Consider the following 22,058-nt stretch of genomic DNA (forward strand, 5'->3'; position numbering starts at 1 on the left):
TTTTGTAAGTACGTCGACCAGATGGCTCCGGGAGATCGGAGGCATCGATGCGAGTGGTGATCCAACAGCCGCAGAGCATTCGACGAGATCTGCTCGTGCTGAGCCTGCTGATCTTGTTCGCGTTGGTCACCGTCGCCGTGCTGCTGTTGCCCGGCGCGGTCGGCTGATCAGGAGTCGGGTGTCGATTTCCGTCGCCGTGCTCGGCGCGACCGGGAGCATGGTGTGACGGCTTCTGGGGATGGCGCGACCATCTTGTTCGCCGAACCGGGCGCGCGCTGGCGTTCGGTGGCCTACGGGCCGTTGTTGTGCCTGATCGTGCTGATTCTGGAATTGGTGACCGCTGACCAGGTGCACTGGTTCGCCCTCATCTTCTGTGCCGCGCTGATCGCGGGTTTTGTTGTCCTGCAGGTGATCGCGGGACAGCGGCATGTGAGCGTCGAGCTGACCCCCAGCACGCTGCGCGAGGGCACTGAGACCCTACCGCTGGCGACCATCGACGCGGTGCTGCCCGAGCGGGACGAGGACTCCTGGGATGATGAGGACTGGGAATCGGCGCGTTCGCTCGGCGAGCTGAGCGGAGTGCCGCGCCGGCGCAAGGGCATCGGGCTGCGGCTCGTCGGTGGTGAACTGGTGCAGGCGTGGGCGAAGGATCATCGCGGTCTGCGGGCCGCGCTCACCGAAGCGCTCGGCGGGACCGAAGATCTGTCCACGCGGACCGAGGAAATCGAAGACAGCGAGAACGGAGCGGATCGTTGACGCGCTTGATCGCGATCGGTGACCGGATGCTTGCGGCATTGGTCGAATTGACGCTCGCGCTCGGGTGTGCGGTTCTCGCGGTGGTGAGCTGGCGCAACGGGCTGATCACCACCACCTTCGCGCCGTCGGGGGACGTGCCCGGCTTCGACTCCACCCGCTACGGCGCTCCGTGGCTGGTGCTGGCCGCTTTCCTGGTAATGGTGGCCGGTGTGCTCGCGATCGATGCCGTCGCCCGCACGGTGCGTGCCGCGCGTTCGCGCTGAACCAGGGCAATCACCGGCGATCCACATCGCCGCACCAGTTCGGTCGTGAATTTCGCGGGAAAATCGCAGGCATGATGCCCACAATCCCGTCGTTTTCGCTGCTGAACCTGCTTCCGGTCCCGTTGGCCTGTCTGCTGACAACCGGCTTCGCCTTGTTCTGCGTCGGCGCCACCGCGTAGCGCCGTATCACGCTCGGGCGCAACGGCCGATCCGGGACGTGCCCTGGCGCATCCGCCGCGACTGCACTACCGTGCAAGTGCCGCGCCGCGAGGTGCAACGGTCGGCATTCAGTGAATACTGTTGTGGCCGTTACGCTTTCGGCCGGTATCCGAATTGTGTCGACTGGGAGAAATGCTTGTGATTCGTTTTGCCGGGAAAGTGTGCGCTGCGGTCGTCGCGACGGCCGCGATCGGTGCGGCGCCCGCATGGGCCGCGCCGGGACTGCCCCTGGAGCCCGCCGCCCAGACCGACACTCAGACCGAGGTGTCCCAACCCGCGCCGATCTTCGTGCCCGATTCCGGTTCGGCGGGTGTGTACAACAACTTCATGTGCCAGCTGCACACCATTTCGGCCTCGGCGCCGTGCATGTATACCTAGTCCCAGCTCTGATAAATGTCCAGCGCGCGGCCGTCCCTGGTGCCCGGCGCGTTGACATACAGGGTGACGGTGCCGTCCGGATGGCTGGCCGCCTCCATGATGACCTGGCGCAATGAGGCGTGTACTCCGCCGTTCTCGTCGCGGTAGATCTCGGTGTCACTCTTGAGTCCGGCACCGATCCGGTTCAGCGGCACCACCATGGTGACCAGCGCGGGCAGTGGTCCGTCGCTGAGGGCCGCGGTCTCCGCGTGATTCAGATGCAGCCCGACCCGGTCGGGCTGGCTGACCGGATCCGCGGCGGCTGCGGTCCCGGCGCCGAAGGTGACGGTGGCGAGCGCGGTGAAGAGCGTGGCGCTGATGACGGCGAACCGCATTGGACCCTCCCGATGGGCTAGATGGTGCGACGACGCACCGAGATTACGCATCAGTAATCGGTCAGTGACCGATATCGGCCGCAACCATGATCGGCGTGTTGCGCCGAAGAGGCTGCGGTGCGTGCGGTCTGCGTCACTCGACTACACCCTGTCGTCGACTCGTTCCAATCGGGCTGAGACACTGGATGTCGTGAGTTCTTCTCCGCGCGTGACCAGGGCATCGGTGCCGGTCTCGGCTCAGCTCTTCGACCGGGCCGCTTCGGTGATTCCGGGTGGTGTGAATTCGCCGGTGCGGGCCTTCAAGTCCGTCGGCGGCACACCGCGATTCATCGCATCGGCCAAGGGCTACACGCTCATCGATGTCGACGGCAACGAATACGTCGACCTGGTGTGTTCTTGGGGGCCGATGATTCTCGGCCACGCGCATCCCGAGGTGGTCGCGGCGGTGCAGCGTGCGGCCGTCGGCGGACTGTCCTTCGGTGCGCCGACCGAAGCCGAGATCGAGCTCGCCGAGCTGATCGCCGAACGGATGGCGCCGGTGGACCGGGTCCGCTTGGTCAACTCCGGCACCGAGGCGACCATGAGCGCGGTCCGGCTGGCCCGCGGCTACACCGGCCGCTCCAAGATCATCAAGTTTTCGGGTTGCTATCACGGCCATGTGGACGCGCTGCTCGCCGATGCCGGCTCCGGTGTCGCAACGCTCGGCCTGCCGACCTCGCCCGGGGTTACCGGCGCGCAGGCGGGCGACACCATCGTGCTGCCGTACAACGACATCGAGGCCGTTGCCGCCGCCTTCGCCGCGCATCCGGGCGAAATCGCCTGCGTGATCACCGAGGCGGCGGCGGGCAATATGGGTGCGGTCGCGCCGCTGCCCGGTTTCAACGAGGGCCTGCGCAAGCTGACCGCCGATGATGGCGCGCTGCTGATCATGGACGAGGTGATGACCGGATTCCGGGTGAGCCGGTCCGGCTGGTTCGGCCGCGACGGTGTCGCCGGTGACCTCTACACCTTCGGCAAGGTGATGAGCGGTGGTCTACCTGCTGCCGCATTCGGCGGGCGCGCCGAGATCATGAATCACCTTGCGCCGCTTGGTCCGGTGTATCAGGCGGGCACCCTCTCCGGTAACCCGGTCGCGGTCGCCGCTGGGCTCGCCTCGCTGCGTGCGGCCGATGACGCGGTGTACGCGGCACTCGATCGCAATGCCGAGCGACTGGGCGGCTTGTTCACCGAGGCACTCGGTGCCGCAGGGGTCGAGCATCAGGTCCAGTTCGCGGGCAATATGGTGAGCGTGTTCTTCGCCGACCGTCCGGTCACCGACTACGCCACTGCCAAAGCCAGCCAGACCTGGCGTTTCCCCGCCTTCTTCCACGCACTGCTCGACGGCGGTGTGTACGCGCCGCCGAGCGCGTTCGAGGCATGGTTCGTCTCCGCGGCGCTCGACGAGGACGCATTCGACCGTATCGCCGCCGCCCTGCCCGCCGCCGCACATGCGGCCGCGGCCGCCACCCCCGAAGGATCCCGCGCGTGAGTTCCGACCAGCCAGATTCAGAAATGCGCGAACTACCAGATACCTCTGTCGACAGCGCGGAAGCCGCCGTTGTCGCCGACGAGTCCGATGCCGCTGCGCCCGAGCAGTCCAGCGCCATTGACGAATCGGGCATTGTCGCGCAGCCCGGCGACGCTGCCGCATCCGGTGTCACCGCCGAGGCCGTCGGCCAGCCTGATTCCGACGAGACCGAGGAGTCTGTCGCCGTCGCGTCGCCGCGTACCTCCGGCACCGTCACCCGTCCGCGCGGCGAGGAGTCGGTCGATGACGATTCGGTCGAGACCATCGTGCATGTGCTGCGGCACGGCGAGGTGCACAACCCGAAGGGCATTCTCTACGGTCGCCTGCCCGGGTTCAGTCTGTCGGTCACCGGTCGGTCGCAGGCCGGTGCGGTCGCGCGGTCGCTGGCCGATCACGACATCGCGCTGGTGATCGCCTCGCCGCTGCAGCGTGCGCAAGAGACCGCCGAGCCGATCGCGCGTCAGCACGGGCTACTGGTTCGCACCGACGAGAATCTGATCGAGGCCGGTAATACCTTCGAGGGCCTGCGGGTTTCGGTCGGCGATGGTGCGCTGCGCAAGCCGAGGCACTGGTGGAAGCTGCGCGATCCGTTCACCCCGTCCTGGGGCGAGCCGTATCTGCAGATCGCGCACCGCATGCTGGCCGCGGTCAATAAGGCCAGGGTCGAGGCGGCTGGACACGAGGCGGTGCTGGTTTCGCATCAGCTGCCGGTCTGGACGCTGCGGCGGTTCCTGCAGGGCCAGCGGCTCTGGCACGATCCGCGGCACCGGCAGTGCTCGCTCGCCTCGCTGACCTCGCTGGTCTACCAGGGCGACACCCTCGTCGACATCGTCTACTCCGAGCCCGCTGGCGGTTCGGATCCCACGGTGCACGGCGCATGAGAACTTCTTCCCGGCCGTCGGCCCGGCGTTCGGCGCCGGTCCTGCTCGCGTGCGTGGCCCTGATGGCCGCGCTCGCGGGTTGTTCGACCGGGAAGGATGCGGTGGCCTCCGGCGGTACGTTCGAATTCGTCTCGCCCGGCGGCAGAACCGATATTTTCTACGATCCGCCCGCCGCGCGTGGCACCATCGGCAAGCTCGCCGGGCCGGATCTGATGACCTCGGGTAAGACCACCTCGGTCGCCGACTTCCCGGACAAGGTGGTCGTGCTCAATCTGTGGGGGCAGTGGTGCGGGCCGTGCCGTGCCGAGGCGCCCGCGCTCGACAAGGTCTACGAGGCAACCAAGGACAGGGGCGTCGTTTTCCTCGGCATCAATGTCCGTGATTTCCAGCAGGACAAGGCGCAGGACTTCGTCGTCGACAACAAGGTCGGTTATCCGTCCGTCTACGACCCGTCCATGCGCACCCTGCTCGCGCTCGGCGGTAACTTCCCGACCAGTGTCATTCCCACCACGTTGGTGCTGGACCGGCAACATCGGGTCGCCGCTGTCTTCCTCCGCTCGCTCTTGGCGGAAGACCTCCAACCAATTGTCGAACGCATTGCGGCGGAAGGTTCGCAGTGATTCGTTCGGCCCACGCCGTAATTACGTCCCGCTCAGTAGCGAGCGGTAGGAAGGTGCAATCGTGAATCGCGATCGCCGTACTCGTAGCCCGCGTGCCTGTCGCCCGCGGCAGGCCGCCCGTCTCGTCCGCGGTGTCTGGACGGTCGATGACCGGTGGGTCGGCGTTTCCGCCGTACCGCGCAGCGCCGCAGCCGATTCCATGATGGACTTCGCACCGGAACCCGCGCCGGTGCCCGAGCGAGCTGATCGACCCCCGGTGGAGTCCGACTGATGGTGCTTGCCGCAGTAGGTGATTCGTTCCAGCAGACGGCGGCGACGGGGCCGCTGTTATTGGCGCTCGGTGCGTGCGTACTGGCCGGACTGGTCTCGTTCGCCTCGCCGTGTGTGGTGCCGCTGGTACCGGGTTACCTGTCCTATCTGGCCGGGCTGGTCGGCGCCGAAGCGCCGCCCGCCACCGCTGCGCAGACCAAAGGTCTTGGCGGCAAAGCGGTTTCGGTGGATCGGGCTGCGGCACGTACGGATCGAATCCGAGTGGCCGGTGCGGCCGGACTGTTCGTGGCGGGCTTCACCGTGGTGTTCGTGCTCGCCACCGCAACGGTTTTCGGTGTCATCCAGACCTTGAACGTGAATCGTGAACTGCTGCAACGGGTCGGTGGTGTGGTCACCATCCTGATGGGTCTGGTGTTCATCGGCCTGGTCCCCGCGTTGCAGCGCGATACCCGGATGGAGCCGCGCAGGCTCACGAGCATTCTGGGCGCTCCGCTGCTCGGCGCGGTTTTCGCGCTCGGTTGGACACCGTGTCTCGGGCCGACGCTGTCCGGAGTGATGGCGGTTTCGGCCGGGACCGAGGGCACGACGGCCGTGCGCGGGGTTGCGCTGATCGTCGCCTACTGTCTCGGCCTCGGACTGCCGTTCGTGATCCTGGCCTTCGGGTCGGCGAGCGCGTTGCGCGGCGTCGGTTGGCTGCGGCGCAATTCGCGCACCATTCAGATCATCGGGGGCATATTGCTCGTCGCGGTCGGGATCGCGCTGGTCACCGGGGCGTGGGACCAATTCGTCGCCTGGGTGCGCGACGCATTCGTTTCCGAGGTGACGCTGCCGATATGACCGTGCTCGACAAACCCGAGGCGCCGGTGACGCCGCCGCGTCAGTCGCTACCGGGTCGCGCGTGGGCGCTCGTGCGCAATGGCTGGCGTGGGCTCACCAGTATGCGCACCGCGCTGGTATTGCTGTTCCTGCTGGCCTTGGGTGCGATTCCGGGTGCCCTGCTGCCGCAGCGAAATCTCAACGAGGGCAAGGTCGATCAATACATCGCCGACCGGCCGACGCTCGGGCCGTGGATGGACCGGTTCCAGCTGTTCGACGTGTTCTCCAGCTTTTGGTTCACGGCAATCTATGCGCTGCTGTTCATTTCGCTCGTCGGCTGTATTCTGCCGCGCTGCCTGGACCACTATCGCGCACTGCGCACCCCGCCGGTTCGGGTGCCGCGCAACCTGTCTCGGCTGCCGCATCACTACTCCGAGACGATCGACGGCACCCCGGACGTCGTGCTCGAGCATGCGCGAAAGGGACTGCGCGGCTGGCGGACCGAGGTGCGCGAAGGTACTCGAGAAGGCGAGATCACCCTCTCCGCGGAGAAGGGGTACACCCGCGAACTCGGCAACCTGGTCTTCCACCTGGCCCTGGTCGGGCTACTCGTCGCCATCGCGGTCGGCAAGCTGTTCGGTTATGAGGGCAGCGTGATCGTCATCGCGAACAACGGGCCCGGCTTCTGTACCACTTCGCCCGCCGTCTTCGACTCGTTCAAGGCGGGCAATATCAACGACGGCACCGGTATGGCGCCGCTGTGCGTGCGGGTCAAGGACTTCAAGGCCGACTACCTGCAGAACGGGCAGGCCGAGATGTTCACCTCGCATATCGAATATCAGGCCGGGGGCGATCTGCAGAGCGATACCTGGCGTGATACGCAGATCCAGGTGAATCATCCGCTGCGCGTCGCGGGGGACCGGTTGTATCTGCAGGGCCACGGTTTCGCGCCGACATTCACGGTCACCTTCCCGAACGGGCAAACCCGCACCGAATCCGTGCAATGGCGGCCCGACAATGCGCAGACCTTCCTGTCCAGTGGTGTGCTGCGGATCGATCCGCCCGGCGGCATGTACGCGACCGACGAAGAGCGCCGCAAGAACCAGATCGCCATCGAGGGCCTGTTCGCGCCGACCGCGCTACTGCACGGCAGCCTGCTCACCTCGTCGTTCCCGACCATGGACGATCCGGCCGTCGCGGTGGACATCTATCGCGGCGATACCGGTCTCGATACCGGTAAGCCGCAGTCGCTGTTCGCGCTGGATCCGGAGCAGGTCAAGCAGGGGCGACTGACCAAGGAGGCGAGGGTCAACCTGCGTCCCGGCGAGTCGGCGACGCTGCCCAATGGCACCAAGGTCACCTTCAACGGCGCGCAGGAATACGTGAATCTGCAGGTATCGCACGATCCGGCGCAGCAGTGGGTGCTGGTGAGCGCGCTGGCCATGATGGCCGGGCTGCTGGTGTCGCTGCTGGTGAAGCGGCGGCGCATTTGGATCCGTGGCTACCCGGCCGAGGACGAAGCAGGTACCGTGGACCAACGACGCACCGTAGTAGAGATGGGCGGGCTCGCCAGAACCGATCAGGCGGGCTGGGGCAGCGAATTCGATCGCCTGCGCAAGCGCCTGCTCGGTGACCGATCCGCCACAGGAGAGTGACCATGCCGATCGACGAGACCATCGCCCAGTACAGCGATCTCGCCTTCAAATCGGCGATCGTCGTGTACGCGCTGGTGCTGGTGCTGCTGATCGTGCAGTACGCGGCGGCGCGCACGCAGAAGGTCGTCGCGCGTGAACTGGTGACCGCGGGCGGCGGCTCCGATCGTCCCGCCGGACCCGGCCGGGTCGAGACGCCGCAAGCCAAGCCGTTCGCCGAACGCGCTGGCAATATGGCGTTCTCGGTACTGTTCGTCGCGATCGCCCTGCATGTGACCTCGATCGTGTTGCGCGGCTTCGCGACCCACCGCTTCCCGCTCGGCAATATGTACGAATTCGTCACCATGGCGACCGCTGCGGCCGCCGTGGTCGGCATGGTGTTCCTGCGCGAACAGCGTTACCGCTCGATGTGGGTATTCCTGCTCGTCCCGATCCTGATCCTGCTGTTCCTGGCCGGCACTGTGCTCTACGCCGACGCGGCACCCGTTGTGCCCGCACTGAAGTCGTTCTGGCTGCCCGTGCATGTCACCATCGTCAGCATCGGCAGCGGCGTCTTCCTGGTCTCCGGCATCGCCAGCCTGCTGTTCCTCTATCGCCTGCGTCAGCCCGAAGGCGCCGAATCCGACAACATCCTGGGCACCATCGCCCGCCGCCTCCCCGACGCCCGCACCCTCGACCGCCTCGCCTACAAAACCACCATCATCGGCTTCCCCCTCTTCGGCGCCGGCGTAATCCTCGGCGCCATCTGGGCCGAAGCCGCCTGGGGCCGCTTCTGGGGCTGGGACCCCAAGGAAACCTGCTCCTTCATAGCCTGGGTATTGTACGCCGCCTACCTCCACGCCCGCGCCACATCAGGTTGGCGCGACACCAAGGCCGCATACATCAATATCGCGGGGTTCGTCGCGATGCTGTTCAACCTTTTCATCATCAACATCGTGATCAGTGGGTTGCACTCATATGCCGGGCTGAACTGAGGATCGAAATAAGTGCTCTGAGCTGCTGATTAACGATTGTCGGCGGAGTTGGCGGCCGACGTGGTCGGCGTCTCGGTACGCAGTGAGTACGCAGTAGATTGCAGCCGGTCCCGTAGTACGCCAGCGACCGCTGTTCGCGTGGATTCGTCGGCGTCCGGCCAAAGGTGCGCGTAGTAGCGCAATGTTGTCACGGCGCTTCCGTGGCGAACTCGGGTCTGAACCGTCTTGATGTCGGCGCCCTGGCTGAACAGCAGGGAGGCGTAGTAATGGCGGAGGTCCTGGAAGCTGCCCCTTCCGGCAGTCCGGGTATCTCATCCTTGATACCGCGCAGGTTCCACCCGATTACCCAGGGCGACACCGGCTTGCACAGTTCGTCGCACACGAGGTTGGTGCCGGATCGAGCGGCGGATGTCTCGAGCATGTCGACCAGCTCGGCGGGAATCGGCAAGGGGTTGTAGCTGGCCTTCGTCTCGAGTGGCTTGTCCGGCCACTGTCGTTGCGGGTAGACCATGGCGCCGTCGAAGTCGACATCGTCGAAGCGGAAACCGGCCGCTTCTGCGATCCGAAGCCCGACGAATGCGCCGAGCAAGATCGCGGTTCGCAGGTGCTGGGGCATTGAATCGTGAAGTGCCCAGACCTGTTGGGTCGTCGCGACATAGACCTTCTGCTGTCCGGCCCGCGGTGATGTCCGACGCGAGCAGGGGTTCCGAGCCAAGAGCCCGTCATGTACAGCCTCGCCGAGGATCTGTGACACCGCTCTCCTGAAGCGAGTGTCGCAGTTTCGAACCCCACCGAGGACAGCGTTGATGCATAGGCATCAATGCTCGGCGTCGAAAGACTGCGGACCATCGCGCGCGGTAATGCGGCATGTCGGCTCATCTAGGTGGGAGGATTACGGGCCATGTGGATCTCGACGCTCGCCGCCGAAGCTGCCAACGATCCCGGGAGAGGACCCGTTGTCCTCTGGATCGCTGCCTCTGCGGGTGGATACGTATCGGCGATCGCCGGGCTGATCGCTGCGTGGATATCCGAGAAGACTGCCGCCTCTGGAGGGATGCCGGGCCGCCCTGAAGTACCTGCGGTCGCCACAGAGGCCATCAACGCTCCCGACGCAATACAGGAGGCCCTCGAAGAAGCATCGAACGATCTCGCGAACTACAGAGTCCGCTCGATACTCATGCTCCACAGGCTGGCCGACCTGATGTTGATACTTGCAATCACAGCTGCGATCGCGGGGCCGCTGACTGGATTTGCGCTAGGTAGCTACTTGGCAGGCGGAATCATCGGCGGCATTGTCGCACCCGCGTACACCGCGCATCGTCGGCTGGAGAAGGCAGCGGCACGCCGCGAAGCATCAGTCGACGCAGCTGATCGGGGCAAGCATGAATCTGGCATGCGAAACGTAGAGCTTCAACGGAAACAGTGGGAATTGGAGACGGAAAAGCGACTGTTTAATTTGGAGTGGGAGCAGAACCGGGCAGAGCAACAGGGCGCATGAGTAGGAGCGTGCGTCCCCGCTCTGCAATGTGGGGTGGCGGTTGATCCATAGGCATCAAACCGCCGCGCGGTCCACCAGTCGGGCGCGACGAACGCACGGCAATACGCGATGATGACAAATGAACTCCCTGGTGCAGCAATTGATCTCAGCAATTACTGCTTTACCAGGAGTTCACTCGAATCTCGAGCGTCACACGCTCACTCAGAAGCACCAGACGGCACTGCCGAGGGGGATACACCACGTCGCTGATCCGAATGATCCGTCGACCGGAGCTATGGTGGACGATGGAGGCGCCGCGGTCGAATCGGCAGTGGCTGCGGGCGCCGCGAGGACGAGCAGGGGCGCGGCCATAACAGTCGCGGCTAGGGTTTTGACGATTTTGCTAGACATTTTGCTTCCTTACAACGAGCTTTATGATGTCCGCGTAGTGGGCCGCGCTGCCGAGCTACCCGGACTGGGGCTGCGAGTGCGATACGTGCCGAATCGACTTTGCGACACGCGATTCGCTACTTGGTGACGTACATGATGCATTCCCGATAGGGACGTCAGGCTGGCAGCTACAGCATCGACCGAACCCGAGACGTCATTCGGTACCGCGGAACGCGTCAACAACAGCTTACCGCTGGCTACCAGACGATTCGGCCGCACGAGAACATTTAGAAGCTAACTTTTCTGTTTGAGTCAGCGTCTGAGAACTGTGTCAGGTGTGGGCGGGCCGGCGTGACATGACGGCGATCATGGCGATGTAGACGATGGCTTCGTGGTGGTCGAGTGTAAGGGGCTTGGCGCGCGCGTTACTCGAGCATCCCCGGCTCGCGGTCGGGAGGTAACCGCCGGGAGCGGCAAGAAATCGGGAATCCGTGGGGTGCAGGGGCTTCCGGTGTTGTCGTGCGCCCGGCGATAGCTACAAGCGGTGGACGCAGACTACGAATTGGCGTTGTTGGTACACGATTCCGCGGTCGCTGGAGGAGCAGACGTTCACGTTTGTGGTGTTTTGTTTGATGTCCATGACGCGGACGGCGTTGGGGACGCCTTTGGTGTTGCACTCGAGGCGCTTCGGGTTGTCTTTGTTCGGGTCCATGCAGCCGCCGATTACCCAGTCGATGTCCAGGCAGAGGGCGGCGCGGTTGACGCCGCGCAGGGTGTCGTTGAGGGCGCGGTCGGCGTCGGTGGGGCAAGCGGCGTTTTCGGCCGCCTTGTCGATGACCTTGTAGTTGGAGGTCGCGCTGCCGCAGGCGGACTTGCCGAGCGTCGGGTTGTCGCCGCTGCCGCCGATCTCGATGCAGTCACCGACGTCGATCTTCAGGCCGCCCGCGATCTTGTCGAAGGTGCTGCGGATGGCGGAGGTGGTCGGCGGGGCCTCGGGAGTGGTCAGCGGTAGCTCGGGGAACGGTTCCGGCGAGGTGGTCGGCGCGAGGTCGTTCTGAGCTGCGGGCGACGGGCTGCTCGCGGTGGACTTGTCGTTGCTCAGCGACATCGCCGCCACGGCCACTACGGCCGCGGCCAGCGCGGTTACAGCTATGAAGACCGTCAAGGTGAGACCCGCACGGACACGTTGACGCGACACCTGTGACGTCCTCCAGGGCTGTTCGAACTCGCGCGCCGAGATACGAAGTTGAAAGTTGCAATGGTGAGAGATCACGTCATGCCTACACCATCAGATGCGTGCGCGTCGAGTCACCCATTTTTGAGGATAAAAAGGATACTTGTGTGAAATGATCATAGGTCGGATGCTGGGGTAACAATCGAATAACGATGGCTGTCAGGGGTTCCCAAATGCCGTGCGGGGCAACAAGCTACGTGGCGCTAGACGCGTCAACCGGCTACCGGGGCCGGTGCTTGTCAGAAGGAAACCTTGATGAAGTTCGGCACGTTCGCCGTCACCCTCGTGTCCATCGCCGCCGTGGGAATCGCAGCGGGAACCGCGAATGCGAAGCCAGCGGAAGTTGCCAAAGAGGTGTCGGCCTCCGGCGTCGAGCAGGGAATCGGTTACCACACGGTGGCTTCCGAAATCTCGGATGGGCACCGGGACCGCGTCCTCACCACCGAGGTCGACAGCGGCAAGTTCGAACTCGCCGACAACGGCACCAAGGTCCTGCTGAAGTCCGATGCCGGCGCTGTGGTGACGGAAGTCCCCTTGACCTACGAGCTCTCCGGCACCAAGGTCGCGGTCGACCAGACGATCTCCGATAACGGCCGAACCCTCGCTCTCACGCCGAAATTGAGCGCCAAGAACATCGGCGAGATGCAGCCGGTCAATTCCATGGCCCGCCTGACCGACGAAATCAACAAGAACATCGTCGGCGTGGTCCTCGGCGGCGTTCTCGGCCTCGTCATCGGCGCCATCGTCGGCGTGTTCTTCTTCAGCATCATCACCGGCCCGATCGGCGCCGTAATCGGCGCGATCGCCGGCGGCTACATCATGGGCGGGCAGTCGTTCATGGACGCCCTGATGGCCGTCATCAACGGCGAGCCGTGATCGTTTGAGCAGTCGAACGGCACGCTGAGGAATACGACGGCGGCCTTCGCTGACTCGAGTTTCGGCGACCTCGTCGGCTTATTGACCGAGGAGGATCTGCGGCCGGTCGTACTTCGCTTGGTTGCCGGCCGCGTCGGTCGGCCGCGGATCGAGAAACAACACCCGAGCCTCGGAGGCATCTCTCGTTCGCGTGGGCTGTCGAGGCCGAACCCGACTTCTCGTCCACGTGCCAGGAAGTGCGTTGGCGCGACCGCGGTGGTCGTGAGTGATCATTTGCGATACCAGCCCGCTGGTGGCTGGTTGCGAAACGGTAGAAACCGATTTGCGGCGCATGGGCGCGATTCAGCATTGGCGCAGAAAAACAAACCGCGCGGGCAGTATGCGTTGCGCGACTGAAGGATTCGCGTCTGCCTACCGGAAACGCCCGGCGAACCGGGCGTACCCTACTCAGCGCTCGGCAGACCCGTCACCATCACGATGCTGGCGCGAAATGCGCCAGAGGAATTCGGGGTCGTCATCGGGCCCCATGATGCGCTTGCGCTGCGGCGAACGCGTGGGCGGTCCGGCTGTCTTCTCGGGGCCGAACGCCTTCCAGCACAACACCGCGACTGCCACAACTGCGATGAGTGCCAACAGGTACGTCACGTCGCTCACCTCCTGCTAACGAGGGTAGTCGCGTGCGTAGCCTTCGAACACCGCAGACACGAAATTGGTGGGTGCGGGCCCCTAGACAGGGATATCGAACTCACAGCTACGGGCCCGCGGACCATGATCAGCGCGCGGTGGCCTCGGTGGTCAGCGACTCGAGCAGCTGGAGTACTTCGGATTCGCGGAACCGACGGTGCCCACCCGGTGTGCGCAGCGATCCCAGGCGCCCGGCGTGCGCCCAGCGGGTGACGGTCTTCGGATCGACGTGGAACATGGCGGCCACTTGGCCCGGTGTCAGCAGGGTGTCCTGGCCGCCGACGGTGATCGCAGTCATAGCAAACCTCTCCGTTCTCGACAGTTCCCTCATCAGATGGCGCCATCGTTGCACTGCAACCCCTAGGTACTCGAACCACCTACAGTTGGTAAAGGGGAAGTAATAGACAAAACGGATACGCGCCCTGGCCTCGACGGCAGGTAGCGCCGAGGGTGGGCCATAGCTTCGCATAGGCTGGACGGCGTGAGTGAGGCAACTCCACCGAAGGGTGAACCCGAACAGCAAACCACTGGCATCAGCGCGCGGCTGGCCCGCAACCTGGCGCTGTACACGCTTGCCAGGCTCGGTCTGGTCGTGGTCATCACCGCCGCGATCGTCGGCGTCGCCAGGCTCGTCTCGGTGGAGATCCCACTGGTGGTCGCCGCCCTGTTCGCGTTGATCATCGCGATGCCGCTGTCGCTGACGCTGTTCAAGAAGTTGCGCGCTCGGGTCAACGAGGACATCGCGGTCGTCGATGCGAAGCGCCGCCAGGATAAGGCGCAGCTGCGCGCCCGGCTTCGGGGTGACGACGACCCGCCCGGGACGGACTCGTGAAGTACTGCGATCGCAGTGCGCCACGCGCCTGGGTCGACAATGCCGTGCGGCTCATCGAGGCCGATACGCAGCGCAGCGCCGACACCCACCTGATCCGGTACCCGCTGCCCGCCTCATGGCGGGTCCAGCTGTATCTGAAGGACGAGTCGACCCACATCACCGGCAGCCTCAAGCACCGGCTGGCGCGGTCGCTGTTCCTGTACGCGATCTGCAACGGCTGGGTCACCGAGGGCGCCACGGTGGTCGAGGCGTCCTCCGGTTCGACCGCGGTCAGCGAGGCGTATTTCGCCAAATTGCTCGGCCTGGATTTCGTCGCGGTGATGCCCGCGAGCACCTCGCCGCAGAAGATCGAGTTGATCGAAGCCCAAGGCGGCCGTTGTCATTTCGTACAGCGACCACCGGATATGTACACCGAGGCGGCGCGTCTTGCCGCCGAATGCGGTGGCCACTTCATGGATCAGTTCACCCATGCCGAGCGCGCCACCGACTGGCGCGGCAATAACAACATCGCCGAATCCATCTTCCAGCAAATGGAATTGGAGGCGCATCCGGTGCCGGACTGGATCGTGGTCGGTGCGGGTACCGGCGGCACCAGCGCCACCATCGGTCGCTACATTCGCTATCACCGCTACCCGTCGAAACTGGCCGTGGTCGACCCGGAGAACTCCGCGTTCTACGGCGGCTACGAAACCGCTGACGCCGGTTATCAGACCGGAATGCCCTCGCGCATAGAGGGAATCGGCCGCCCGCGGGTCGAGCCGTCGTTCATCGGTCAGGTGGTGGATCGGATGATCGAGGTGCCCGATGCCGCATCGGTCGCCACTGCCCGCCTCGCGAGTCGGGTAATCGGCCGCCGCGTAGGCGGTTCCACCGGAACCAATCTGTGGGGTGCGTTCGCACTCATCGCCGAAATGATCTCCGCCGGTCGTTCGGGCAGTGTGGTCACCCTGCTCTGTGACGGCGGAGATCGTTATGCCGGAACATATTTCGATGACGCATGGGTCCAGGCGCAGGACATGAACCTCACCGAACCCGCCGCGATCCTGGACAAGTTCGCCGCGACCGGAATCTGGTCCGGCTAGCAAGCGATACCGCAACCCCGGCCGCAGTGCCGGGGTTTTCTTTCGGCGAACATCGTCAATTTTCGTTGACAACTCCGGAGTTCGTCAATCAAAATTGACGACATGACTGAAGCGACCACACTGGCGGCCGCCGCAGGCAGTCCCGACCCCAAGGTCGGGCTGCGCGCGGTGCTCGCACTGCGTCGGCTGCTCGAACGGCTCGAAGCGATTCAGGTGACCAATGCCCGCGAACAGGGCTGGTCCTGGCAGGCGATCGCGGAGGCGCTCGAGGTCAGTAAGCAGGCGGTCCACCAGAAATACAACCGGAGAGGCGGGAACCGCTGATGTTCGAACGGTTCAGCAGGTCGGCGCGGACGGTGATCGTCATCGCCCAGGAAGACGCGCGCGAACTGCGCGCACCCAGGATCGAGGTGGAGCATGTGCTACTCGGTCTGTTGTCACAGGGCGAAGCGGAATTGAAGACACTGCTCGAGGAGGCGGCCGGGCTAACCCACCGAGACGTGCTGGAAAGCCTCGGCCAACAGGCCAAAGGCCAGCCGCTCGGTGCGGAGGACGCCGAGGCGCTGCGCTCGATCGGCATCGATCTGGATGCGGTGCGCGAGAGTTTGGAGGCCACCTTCGGCGAGGATGCGCTGGAACGGGCCGTGCCCGAGGAGCGGTCCCGATTCGGCCGCGGCCGCGATCGGAACTGGGGGCACATTCCGTTCACCAGGGACGCCAAGAAGGTATTGGAGTTGGGACTGCGCGAAGCCCTGGCCCGCAAGGACAGGTCCATCGAATCCGGGCATCTGCTGCTAGGCATTCTGCGCGCGCCCAATGCGACCACAACCCGCATCCTGGGCGGTCCGAAGGTGATCGACGCCCTCCGACCGAAGGTGCACGCGCTGCTCGACCGTGCGGCGTGAGAGGTCGGGCATGTGCGCGCCACCCCATTCGCGCTTTGGGGCAGCACATGCCCGCCGGTCGGGCCTAGCATCAAGCCATGCAGCTTCTGATTCGCTTGATTATCAACGCCGTTGCCATCTGGCTGGCGGCAGCCTGGGTCGACAAGATCGAGATTTGGAGTCCCGAGGACAAGGGCAATGGCGGCAAAGTCATTGTCATCCTGGCCGTCGCCGTGGTCTTCACCGTGGTGAATGCCCTGGTCAAGCCGATCGTGAAACTTCTATCGCTACCGCTGGTCATCGTCACCCTCGGCCTGTTTCTGCTGGTGATCAACGCGCTGATGTTGTGGCTCACCGCGAAGATCACCGAGACCACCGACTACGGCCTACGTATCGACGGCTTCTGGGCAGCGGTGTGGGGCGGGATCATTGTCGCGGTGGTCAACTGGATCCTCGGCGTCCTGGTTCCGGACGGCGACGACTAGCAGCTTCCTGGCGCGCTCACGGCTCGCTCGAAGGCGGAATGGGTCCGAGCGTGCATTCTTTGCGCGAACTAGGCGGAAATCGCCGAATTCGGCCGGAAAGTGCATGCTCGGCTCCGCCGGCGCCAACCGGGTGCCGCGCTTCGCGGTCCCTAACCCACGATACCCAGCGCCAACGCGGTAACCGCCGACCACACCAACAGCGCCAACCCCGAATCACGCAGCGCCGGAATCAATTCCAGCCCGCCCTTACCGGAGCGCACCGGTGCGTTGGCGCGCACTGCCAGCGGCACGGCGACCAGTCCGACCAGTGCCCACGGCGTGCGGACGACCAACAGCAGCGTCGCGATGAACGGCACCGCGAGCAGCGCCAAGTGCAGCGTGCGAGTCCGCGGATCGCCGAGTTTGACCGCGAGGGTGACTTTCCCGGATTCGGTATCGGTCGGAATGTCACGCAGATTATTGGCGACCAGCACCGCGCTGGAGAATGCCCCGACGCCGATCGCGAGCACCAGGCCCGCCCATTCGATCCGCTCGGCCTGGACGAATTCGGTACCGAGCACACCGATCAGACCGAAGAAGACGAAGACCGCCAACTCACCGAACCCGCTGTAGCCATACGGCTTGCTGCCGCCGGTGTAGAACCAGGCACCGGCCAGGCATGCCGCGCCGACCAGCAGCAACCACCACGCCGTCGCGATGACCAGCACCAGCCCGAAGATCGCGCCGATGGCCAGGCTGATGATCGCGGCATTCTTGACCGCGGCGGGCGAGGCGAGCTTCTGCCCGACCAGCCGCAGCGGACCGACCCGCACGTCATCTGTTCCGCGGATACCGTCGGAATAGTCGTTGGCGTAATTCACCCCGATGATCAGGGCCAGCGAAACCAGCAGCGCGAGAACGGCTTTCCACCACACCGCGCCTTCGATGGAGGCGGCGGCGCCGGTTCCGGCAAGAACAGGGGCGATCGCGTTCGGCAGGGTACGGGGCCGTGCGCCCTCGATCCATTGCGCTGCAGTAGCCATATTCGCAGCCTAATGCGCGGCCGCGGTTCGGTCCGCTCGGGCGGTTCAGTTGGCTTCGGCGGCGGTCTTCAGTCGGTCGAGGCCCTTCTCGAAGTCCTTGCCGATCATATTGTCGATCGGGAACACCTTTCCGATCACGCCCATCAGGCCCTTGTGCTGGCCTCTCATCCGCCAGACCACCTCGGTGCGGGGTTCTCCTCCTTCGAGGGCCGAGACCGGGTTCAGCTCGAAGGTCGTCTTGTTGGTGGCCTTGAACGGCTTCTCGAAGGCCAGCCGGATATCTATTTCCCGGTCGTCGCTGGAGGTGATCTCCATGCTGCCGCGACCGGCCTTGCGGTTGCCGTCCCAGGCGTACTGGGCGCCGACTCCAGCGTCCGGCCCGGAGTACTTCCGCTGCAGTTGCGGATCGACGTCCTCCCACGGCGACCACTTGGTCCACTCGTGGAAGTTATCGATCAGCCCATGAATGCGCGCGGGCTCGGCCGTGATCACAGCCTGCCGAACGATTTCGAACTCAGCCATGCGCACAGCGTAAGCGCCTTACCGGTCCGAACAGGGGCGAAAAACCATGTCAGCCTGGCAGACAGTATTCGATTTCGGCACTCCCGGGTCCCTTAATGGGCCCGCCCGTCTCCCACCGCCACCCTCGACGGACGGCCTGGCGGCCGACTGTTCTTGCCGTTGCGCTACCGCCTCCGGGCCCGTCGCTCGCGCCGGGGCTCGCATACGATAACCACGGAATGTTTCCCGATCAGAGCGGCCCGAACGGCCGAAGTCAAACCCTGACGACGCCCGCAGGCGAATCGGTCGTAGTGGCCCTGCTGGGCGAAATCGCGCTACGCCGAGACGGCACGCTCGCAGCGCTCCCCGGCGCACGGTCGCGACTGCTGCTCGCCGCGCTGGCCCTGTGTCCCGGCCGCAGCCGCAGCGCCCAGGCGCTGATCGATGAGGTGTGGGGTGAGCAGCCGCCGCGCGCGCCGATGAACGCGCTGCACACCCAGGTGTCGCGGCTGCGCTCGGCGCTACCGGATGCGGCCCTGGAGATCGGCCCGGCGGGCTACCGCCTGAGGCTGACCGCCGATCAGGTCGATTTGACCCTCGTGGACGACTTGGTGCACGCGGCCCGCGTCAAACAAGCCGACGGTGACCACGCCGGATGTCTCGAGGTGCTGACCCAGGCCAGATCGCTCTGGCGCGGCGAGCCCGGTGCCGACTTACCCGCGGGCGACCTCGCCGACGAACTGCGCACAGCGGCCGCGCGCCGGTGGTCCGAACTGGAGGCGATCGAGGTCGCCGCCCGGGTCGCCACCGGTGATCTCGACGGCGCGGTGGCCATCACCCGCCGCACCGCGGTCGCAAAGCCACTCGACGAGGCCGCGCACGCCACCTTGATGCGGCTGCTCGCCGCGGCCGGGCGGCCGAACGAAGCCCTCGATGTCTTCGCATCGATGCGCGGGCGGCTGGTCGAAGAACTCGGCGCGGATCCGGGCCCGGCGCTGGTGGAACTCAATACCGCGATCCTGCGCGGTGATCCGGTGCCCGGATTCGCATCGCGGGCCGATCATGGTGGGGCCGTGCCGAAGCCGACGCCCGCTACGAATTCGGCCACATCGGGTGATCCGACGATATCGGTCGCGGTAGGTGATTCGGTCGCGCGGTATTCCGCCGGGCGGGACTCGGTGTCACTGGATTCGATTGGACGAGTTTCCGATTCGGCCGTTGCCGCACCGCCGAGTACCCTCGCCGCGATCGGACTGCGCGCGGCCCCCAATGCGCTGCTCGGACGTGCCGCCGATCTGGACGCACTCGAGCAACTGCTGCACCGCTCCCGAGTGACGACCGTCCTCGGCCCCGGCGGCACCGGAAAGACCAGGGTGGCCAACGAATTGGGTGCTCGGGTCGCGCGCAGCGAATCCGTGGTGCTGGTGGAGCTGGCGTCGGTACGGGCCGATACGGCCGCCGACGCCGACCCACGCGCCGATATCGAAGCCGCGATCAGCACGACCCTCGGCCTCGGCGAGATCGTCCGGGAGACGGCATGGCGGCGCTCCACCGGCTACAGCGATGCCGGTCGGCGATTGCGAGATGCGCTCGCGGCCCGTCCGACGCTGTTGATATTGGATAACTGTGAGCATCTGATCGACGCGGTCGCCGAAGTGGTCGCCGATCTGGTCGGCAGCTGCGACCAGCTCAGTGTCCTTACCACAAGCCGAGCACCACTGGCGATCACCGCGGAAACGGTCTATCCGCTGGCGCCCTTGGCAATCGACGCGGCCGGATCACCGGCCACCGACCTGTTCATGGCCAGAGCGCGTGCGGTGCGGCCGACCGTGCGCCTGGATCCCGAAGTGGTGGCCCGGCTGTGCGGCACGCTGGACGGCCTGCCGCTGGCCATCGAACTCGCGGCCGCCCGTGTGCGGACCATGAGCGTCGAGGAAATCGAGACCCGCCTGGAACACCGATTCGCCTTGCTGCGCAGCGGAGATCGCTCCTCGCCGGAACGGCACCGCACCTTGCACGCCGTCATCGCGTGGAGCTGGAATCTGCTCGAAGCGCCGCAACAGATCGCCTTGCGCAGGCTGTGCCGCTTTCCGGCCGGATTCACCCTCGATGCAGCCGAAGTGGTGGCGGGTGGCCCGGATGTCGACGATGTGACCACGGCCGTGGACGGACTGGTCAGCCAATCGCTGCTCACCGTCCTGGACGACGACGAGGGCCTGATCGGAACCCGCTACCGAATGCTGGAAACGGTGCGCGAATTCGGTGAGGAACAGCTCGCACTGACCGGGTCCGATGCTGCGGCAGGCATTTCGGATGCGGTCGACGAGCGTCCGGTGGTGATGGATCGCATGTCGCGCTGGGCCCGTGACTATTCGATCGCCACGGTGCACCGTTATCTCTCCGACGAGCAGGTGGCCACGGTGCTCTCGGCCGGTGCGGAGCTCGACAACCTTGTCACGGTGCTGCGATATGCGTTGGAGCGCAGGGACGCCCGCACGGTGTACCGAGTGTTCCCGATCGCCGGCACGCTATGGGTAATGCGCGGCGCGCACATGGAGCTGAGCAGTTGGGCGCGCCGGATTCTCCCCCTGGCACCTGAACCCGGTCCGGTGCGCGGTACGGTCGCGGATCTGCAGATGCTCGCGCACTTGCAGATCGGTATGCACATGTTGTACCTGAACAGCGGTCTGCGTCAGGTGGCGACCACGCGGGCACGGATCCGTCGATTGCTCAGCACTGCAATAGATCTCAATAGTGGAGCGCGTTTTCTCGGCGTCATGGCCTGCGGGGATATCTCGGGCTCGGATTCGCCGAGGCTGTTCGCGGACGGCGCCCGGTCGCCGGACCCGCTGGTGCGCGCCGCAGCGGTGTTCATGCGCGCGAATGTCCGGGAAAACTCCGGCCATGTCTACGGTTCCACCCGGGACGCGAAAGCCGCCCTGCAGCTGATCGAGGGAAGCGATGTCTGGGGGACGGCCATGGTCACCCAGCATCTCGGGCAGCTCGCCGGACAGACCGCACACTATGCCGATGCGGTGGTGTACTACCGCCGGGCCGCGGAACTGTTGCGGGAGTTGCGCGCACACGAGGAAGCCGTGGAGATGCGCAGCTATCTCGCGGTGTCGTTGATCGGCGCGGGTCGGCTCGACGAGGCGCGGCGGGAATTGGGCTTCGCGCTCGGCGCCGCAGATGGTGATCCGGCGCACGGTACCGCGATCGACGATCCGCACATCCGACGCAACCACCGCCTGGCGCCGGTTGTCATCGGAATGGCGGAACTCGAACTTGCCGAGGGCGATACCGACGCCGGGCTGCGCCATTATCGGCGGGCACTGGACCTGTACGGCTGGCCCGATGACGAACCAATGCCCGGCCCGGGCATCCTGATGACCGCGAGCGGCGCCGTGGACGCATACGTGCTGCACGGGCGGGCGGCGGAGGCCGACGATATCGCGCGCACGCTGATTCGCCTCGCGACGGGCCGACTCGGGCAGTTCTACGACCTGCCACAGATCGGCGCGGTCGGCAACGCGGTCGGAACATTTTATCTCGCGGTCGGACGCGATTCGAAGATCGGCTTGGAGTTGCTTTCGCTGGCCACCAAGGTGACGGCGCGACAGGACAATCCGTCGGCCCAATTGCGACATCACGCGGCACTGCACCGAACAACGGTGGGGGACGGGCGCTTCGACGAAGCACTGACCCGGGCCGCCGGCATGCGTCGGCGGCAAGCGGCGGCCAGGATCCTCGACCTTCTACAGGAACTGTCGTGCGACAACGAAAATCGCGGTGGGTGACTCACCCACCGCGACTTCCGGGAA

24 protein-coding genes are annotated in these 22,058 nt (G+C 65.4%); 17 read left to right on the plus strand and 7 right to left on the minus strand.

Annotated elements, in window-relative coordinates:
• The first annotated feature begins 222 nt into the window (after positions 1-222).
• From ACIBI6_RS27545 to ACIBI6_RS27555, 3 genes are all read left to right on the plus strand, one after another.
• On the plus strand, positions 223-756 hold the full coding sequence (locus ACIBI6_RS27545; RefSeq protein WP_396958296.1) for a hypothetical protein: 534 nt from the start codon (positions 223-225) through the stop codon (positions 754-756).
• Positions 753-1,019: a hypothetical protein gene (locus ACIBI6_RS27550; RefSeq protein WP_364356196.1), complete on the plus strand. Its 267-nt coding sequence runs from the start codon at positions 753-755 to the stop codon at positions 1,017-1,019. The genes ACIBI6_RS27545 and ACIBI6_RS27550 overlap by 4 nt, the downstream gene beginning before the upstream one ends.
• Before the next feature lie 351 nt (positions 1,020-1,370).
• Entirely contained in the window at positions 1,371-1,616 is a 246-nt protein-coding gene (locus ACIBI6_RS27555) for a hypothetical protein (RefSeq protein WP_364356194.1), read from the plus strand.
• On the opposite strand, the gene ACIBI6_RS27560 is transcribed toward ACIBI6_RS27555, so the two are convergent.
• A complete protein-coding gene (locus ACIBI6_RS27560; protein ID WP_364356191.1) occupies positions 1,613-1,990 on the minus strand; it encodes a hypothetical protein in 378 nt (125 codons plus the stop codon). The two genes, ACIBI6_RS27555 and ACIBI6_RS27560, sit on opposite strands and share 4 nt — an antisense overlap.
• A 190-nt stretch (positions 1,991-2,180) precedes the next feature.
• Between ACIBI6_RS27560 and hemL the strand changes: the two genes are divergently transcribed.
• From hemL to ccsB, 6 genes are all read left to right on the plus strand, one after another.
• Positions 2,181-3,518, plus strand: coding sequence for a glutamate-1-semialdehyde 2,1-aminomutase (gene hemL / locus ACIBI6_RS27565; protein WP_364356188.1), 1,338 nt, complete (start codon positions 2,181-2,183; stop codon positions 3,516-3,518).
• Positions 3,519-3,820: 302 nt separating this feature from the next.
• Entirely contained in the window at positions 3,821-4,438 is a 618-nt protein-coding gene (locus ACIBI6_RS27570; RefSeq protein WP_364356394.1) for a histidine phosphatase family protein, read from the plus strand.
• Between the two features lie 62 nt (positions 4,439-4,500).
• On the plus strand, positions 4,501-5,058 hold the full coding sequence (locus tag ACIBI6_RS27575) for a TlpA disulfide reductase family protein (RefSeq protein WP_364356391.1): 558 nt from the start codon (positions 4,501-4,503) through the stop codon (positions 5,056-5,058).
• A 270-nt stretch (positions 5,059-5,328) separates the two neighbouring features.
• On the plus strand, positions 5,329-6,165 hold the full coding sequence (locus ACIBI6_RS27580; RefSeq protein ID WP_364356185.1) for a cytochrome c biogenesis CcdA family protein: 837 nt from the start codon (positions 5,329-5,331) through the stop codon (positions 6,163-6,165).
• Entirely contained in the window at positions 6,162-7,799 is a 1,638-nt protein-coding gene (locus tag ACIBI6_RS27585; RefSeq protein ID WP_396958297.1) for a cytochrome c biogenesis protein ResB, read from the plus strand. Before ACIBI6_RS27580 ends, ACIBI6_RS27585 begins: the two co-directional genes overlap by 4 nt.
• 2 nt (positions 7,800-7,801) lie before the next feature.
• The gene (ccsB, locus tag ACIBI6_RS27590; RefSeq protein WP_364356179.1) at positions 7,802-8,770 is read left to right on the plus strand and encodes a c-type cytochrome biogenesis protein CcsB; all 969 of its coding nucleotides are present in this window, start codon (positions 7,802-7,804) and stop codon (positions 8,768-8,770) included.
• 187 nt (positions 8,771-8,957) lie between these two features.
• On the opposite strand, the gene ACIBI6_RS27595 is transcribed toward ccsB, so the two are convergent.
• A complete protein-coding gene (locus tag ACIBI6_RS27595) occupies positions 8,958-9,524 on the minus strand; it encodes a hypothetical protein (protein ID WP_396958298.1) in 567 nt (188 codons plus the stop codon).
• A 147-nt stretch (positions 9,525-9,671) separates the two neighbouring features.
• Here ACIBI6_RS27595 and ACIBI6_RS27600 point away from each other — a divergent pair, with 147 nt between their 5' ends.
• Entirely contained in the window at positions 9,672-10,268 is a 597-nt protein-coding gene (locus tag ACIBI6_RS27600; protein WP_396958299.1) for a hypothetical protein, read from the plus strand.
• A 904-nt stretch (positions 10,269-11,172) separates the two neighbouring features.
• Here the strand turns inward: ACIBI6_RS27600 and ACIBI6_RS27605 are convergent.
• The gene (locus tag ACIBI6_RS27605) at positions 11,173-11,754 is read right to left on the minus strand and encodes a hypothetical protein (RefSeq protein ID WP_364356176.1); all 582 of its coding nucleotides are present in this window, start codon (positions 11,752-11,754) and stop codon (positions 11,173-11,175) included.
• Between the two features lie 372 nt (positions 11,755-12,126).
• On the opposite strand from ACIBI6_RS27605, the gene ACIBI6_RS27610 reads away from it, so the two are divergent.
• On the plus strand, positions 12,127-12,747 hold the full coding sequence (locus ACIBI6_RS27610) for a hypothetical protein (protein ID WP_396958300.1): 621 nt from the start codon (positions 12,127-12,129) through the stop codon (positions 12,745-12,747).
• Between the two features lie 447 nt (positions 12,748-13,194).
• Here ACIBI6_RS27610 and ACIBI6_RS27615 read toward each other — a convergent pair whose 3' ends face one another.
• Both ACIBI6_RS27615 and ACIBI6_RS27620 read right to left on the minus strand, forming a co-directional pair.
• Positions 13,195-13,392, minus strand: coding sequence for a hypothetical protein (locus ACIBI6_RS27615; protein ID WP_040696246.1), 198 nt, complete (start codon positions 13,390-13,392; stop codon positions 13,195-13,197).
• 127 nt (positions 13,393-13,519) lie between these two features.
• The gene (locus ACIBI6_RS27620) at positions 13,520-13,729 is read right to left on the minus strand and encodes a BldC family transcriptional regulator (RefSeq protein ID WP_364356169.1); all 210 of its coding nucleotides are present in this window, start codon (positions 13,727-13,729) and stop codon (positions 13,520-13,522) included.
• 183 nt (positions 13,730-13,912) lie between these two features.
• Between ACIBI6_RS27620 and ACIBI6_RS27625 the strand changes: the two genes are divergently transcribed.
• The 5 genes from ACIBI6_RS27625 to ACIBI6_RS27645 all read left to right on the plus strand — a co-directional run bounded on the left by ACIBI6_RS27625 (position 13,913) and on the right by ACIBI6_RS27645 (position 16,714).
• A complete protein-coding gene (locus ACIBI6_RS27625) occupies positions 13,913-14,263 on the plus strand; it encodes a DUF4229 domain-containing protein (protein ID WP_364356166.1) in 351 nt (116 codons plus the stop codon).
• A complete protein-coding gene (locus ACIBI6_RS27630) occupies positions 14,260-15,345 on the plus strand; it encodes a PLP-dependent cysteine synthase family protein (protein WP_396958301.1) in 1,086 nt (361 codons plus the stop codon). Before ACIBI6_RS27625 ends, ACIBI6_RS27630 begins: the two co-directional genes overlap by 4 nt.
• Before the next feature lie 102 nt (positions 15,346-15,447).
• On the plus strand, positions 15,448-15,669 hold the full coding sequence (locus ACIBI6_RS27635) for a hypothetical protein (protein WP_040696163.1): 222 nt from the start codon (positions 15,448-15,450) through the stop codon (positions 15,667-15,669).
• A complete protein-coding gene (locus tag ACIBI6_RS27640; RefSeq protein WP_396958302.1) occupies positions 15,669-16,250 on the plus strand; it encodes a Clp protease N-terminal domain-containing protein in 582 nt (193 codons plus the stop codon). Before ACIBI6_RS27635 ends, ACIBI6_RS27640 begins: the two co-directional genes overlap by 1 nt.
• Before the next feature lie 77 nt (positions 16,251-16,327).
• Positions 16,328-16,714 (plus strand): phage holin family protein, encoded by a 387-nt coding sequence (locus tag ACIBI6_RS27645; RefSeq protein WP_040696159.1) that lies wholly within the window; start codon positions 16,328-16,330, stop codon positions 16,712-16,714.
• 149 nt (positions 16,715-16,863) lie between these two features.
• On the opposite strand, the gene ACIBI6_RS27650 is transcribed toward ACIBI6_RS27645, so the two are convergent.
• Both ACIBI6_RS27650 and ACIBI6_RS27655 read right to left on the minus strand, forming a co-directional pair.
• Positions 16,864-17,736, minus strand: coding sequence for a 1,4-dihydroxy-2-naphthoate polyprenyltransferase (locus ACIBI6_RS27650; RefSeq protein ID WP_396958303.1), 873 nt, complete (start codon positions 17,734-17,736; stop codon positions 16,864-16,866).
• Positions 17,737-17,781: 45 nt separating this feature from the next.
• The gene (locus tag ACIBI6_RS27655; RefSeq protein WP_364356152.1) at positions 17,782-18,258 is read right to left on the minus strand and encodes an SRPBCC family protein; all 477 of its coding nucleotides are present in this window, start codon (positions 18,256-18,258) and stop codon (positions 17,782-17,784) included.
• Positions 18,259-18,476: 218 nt separating this feature from the next.
• Between ACIBI6_RS27655 and ACIBI6_RS27660 the strand changes: the two genes are divergently transcribed.
• A complete protein-coding gene (locus tag ACIBI6_RS27660; RefSeq protein ID WP_396958304.1) occupies positions 18,477-22,034 on the plus strand; it encodes an AfsR/SARP family transcriptional regulator in 3,558 nt (1,185 codons plus the stop codon).
• The last annotated feature ends 24 nt before the right edge of the window (positions 22,035-22,058 follow it).

The organism is Nocardia sp. NPDC050412, from assembly GCF_044458825.1.
In the GTDB taxonomy this organism is placed as follows: Bacteria; Actinomycetota; Actinomycetes; order Mycobacteriales; family Mycobacteriaceae; genus Nocardia.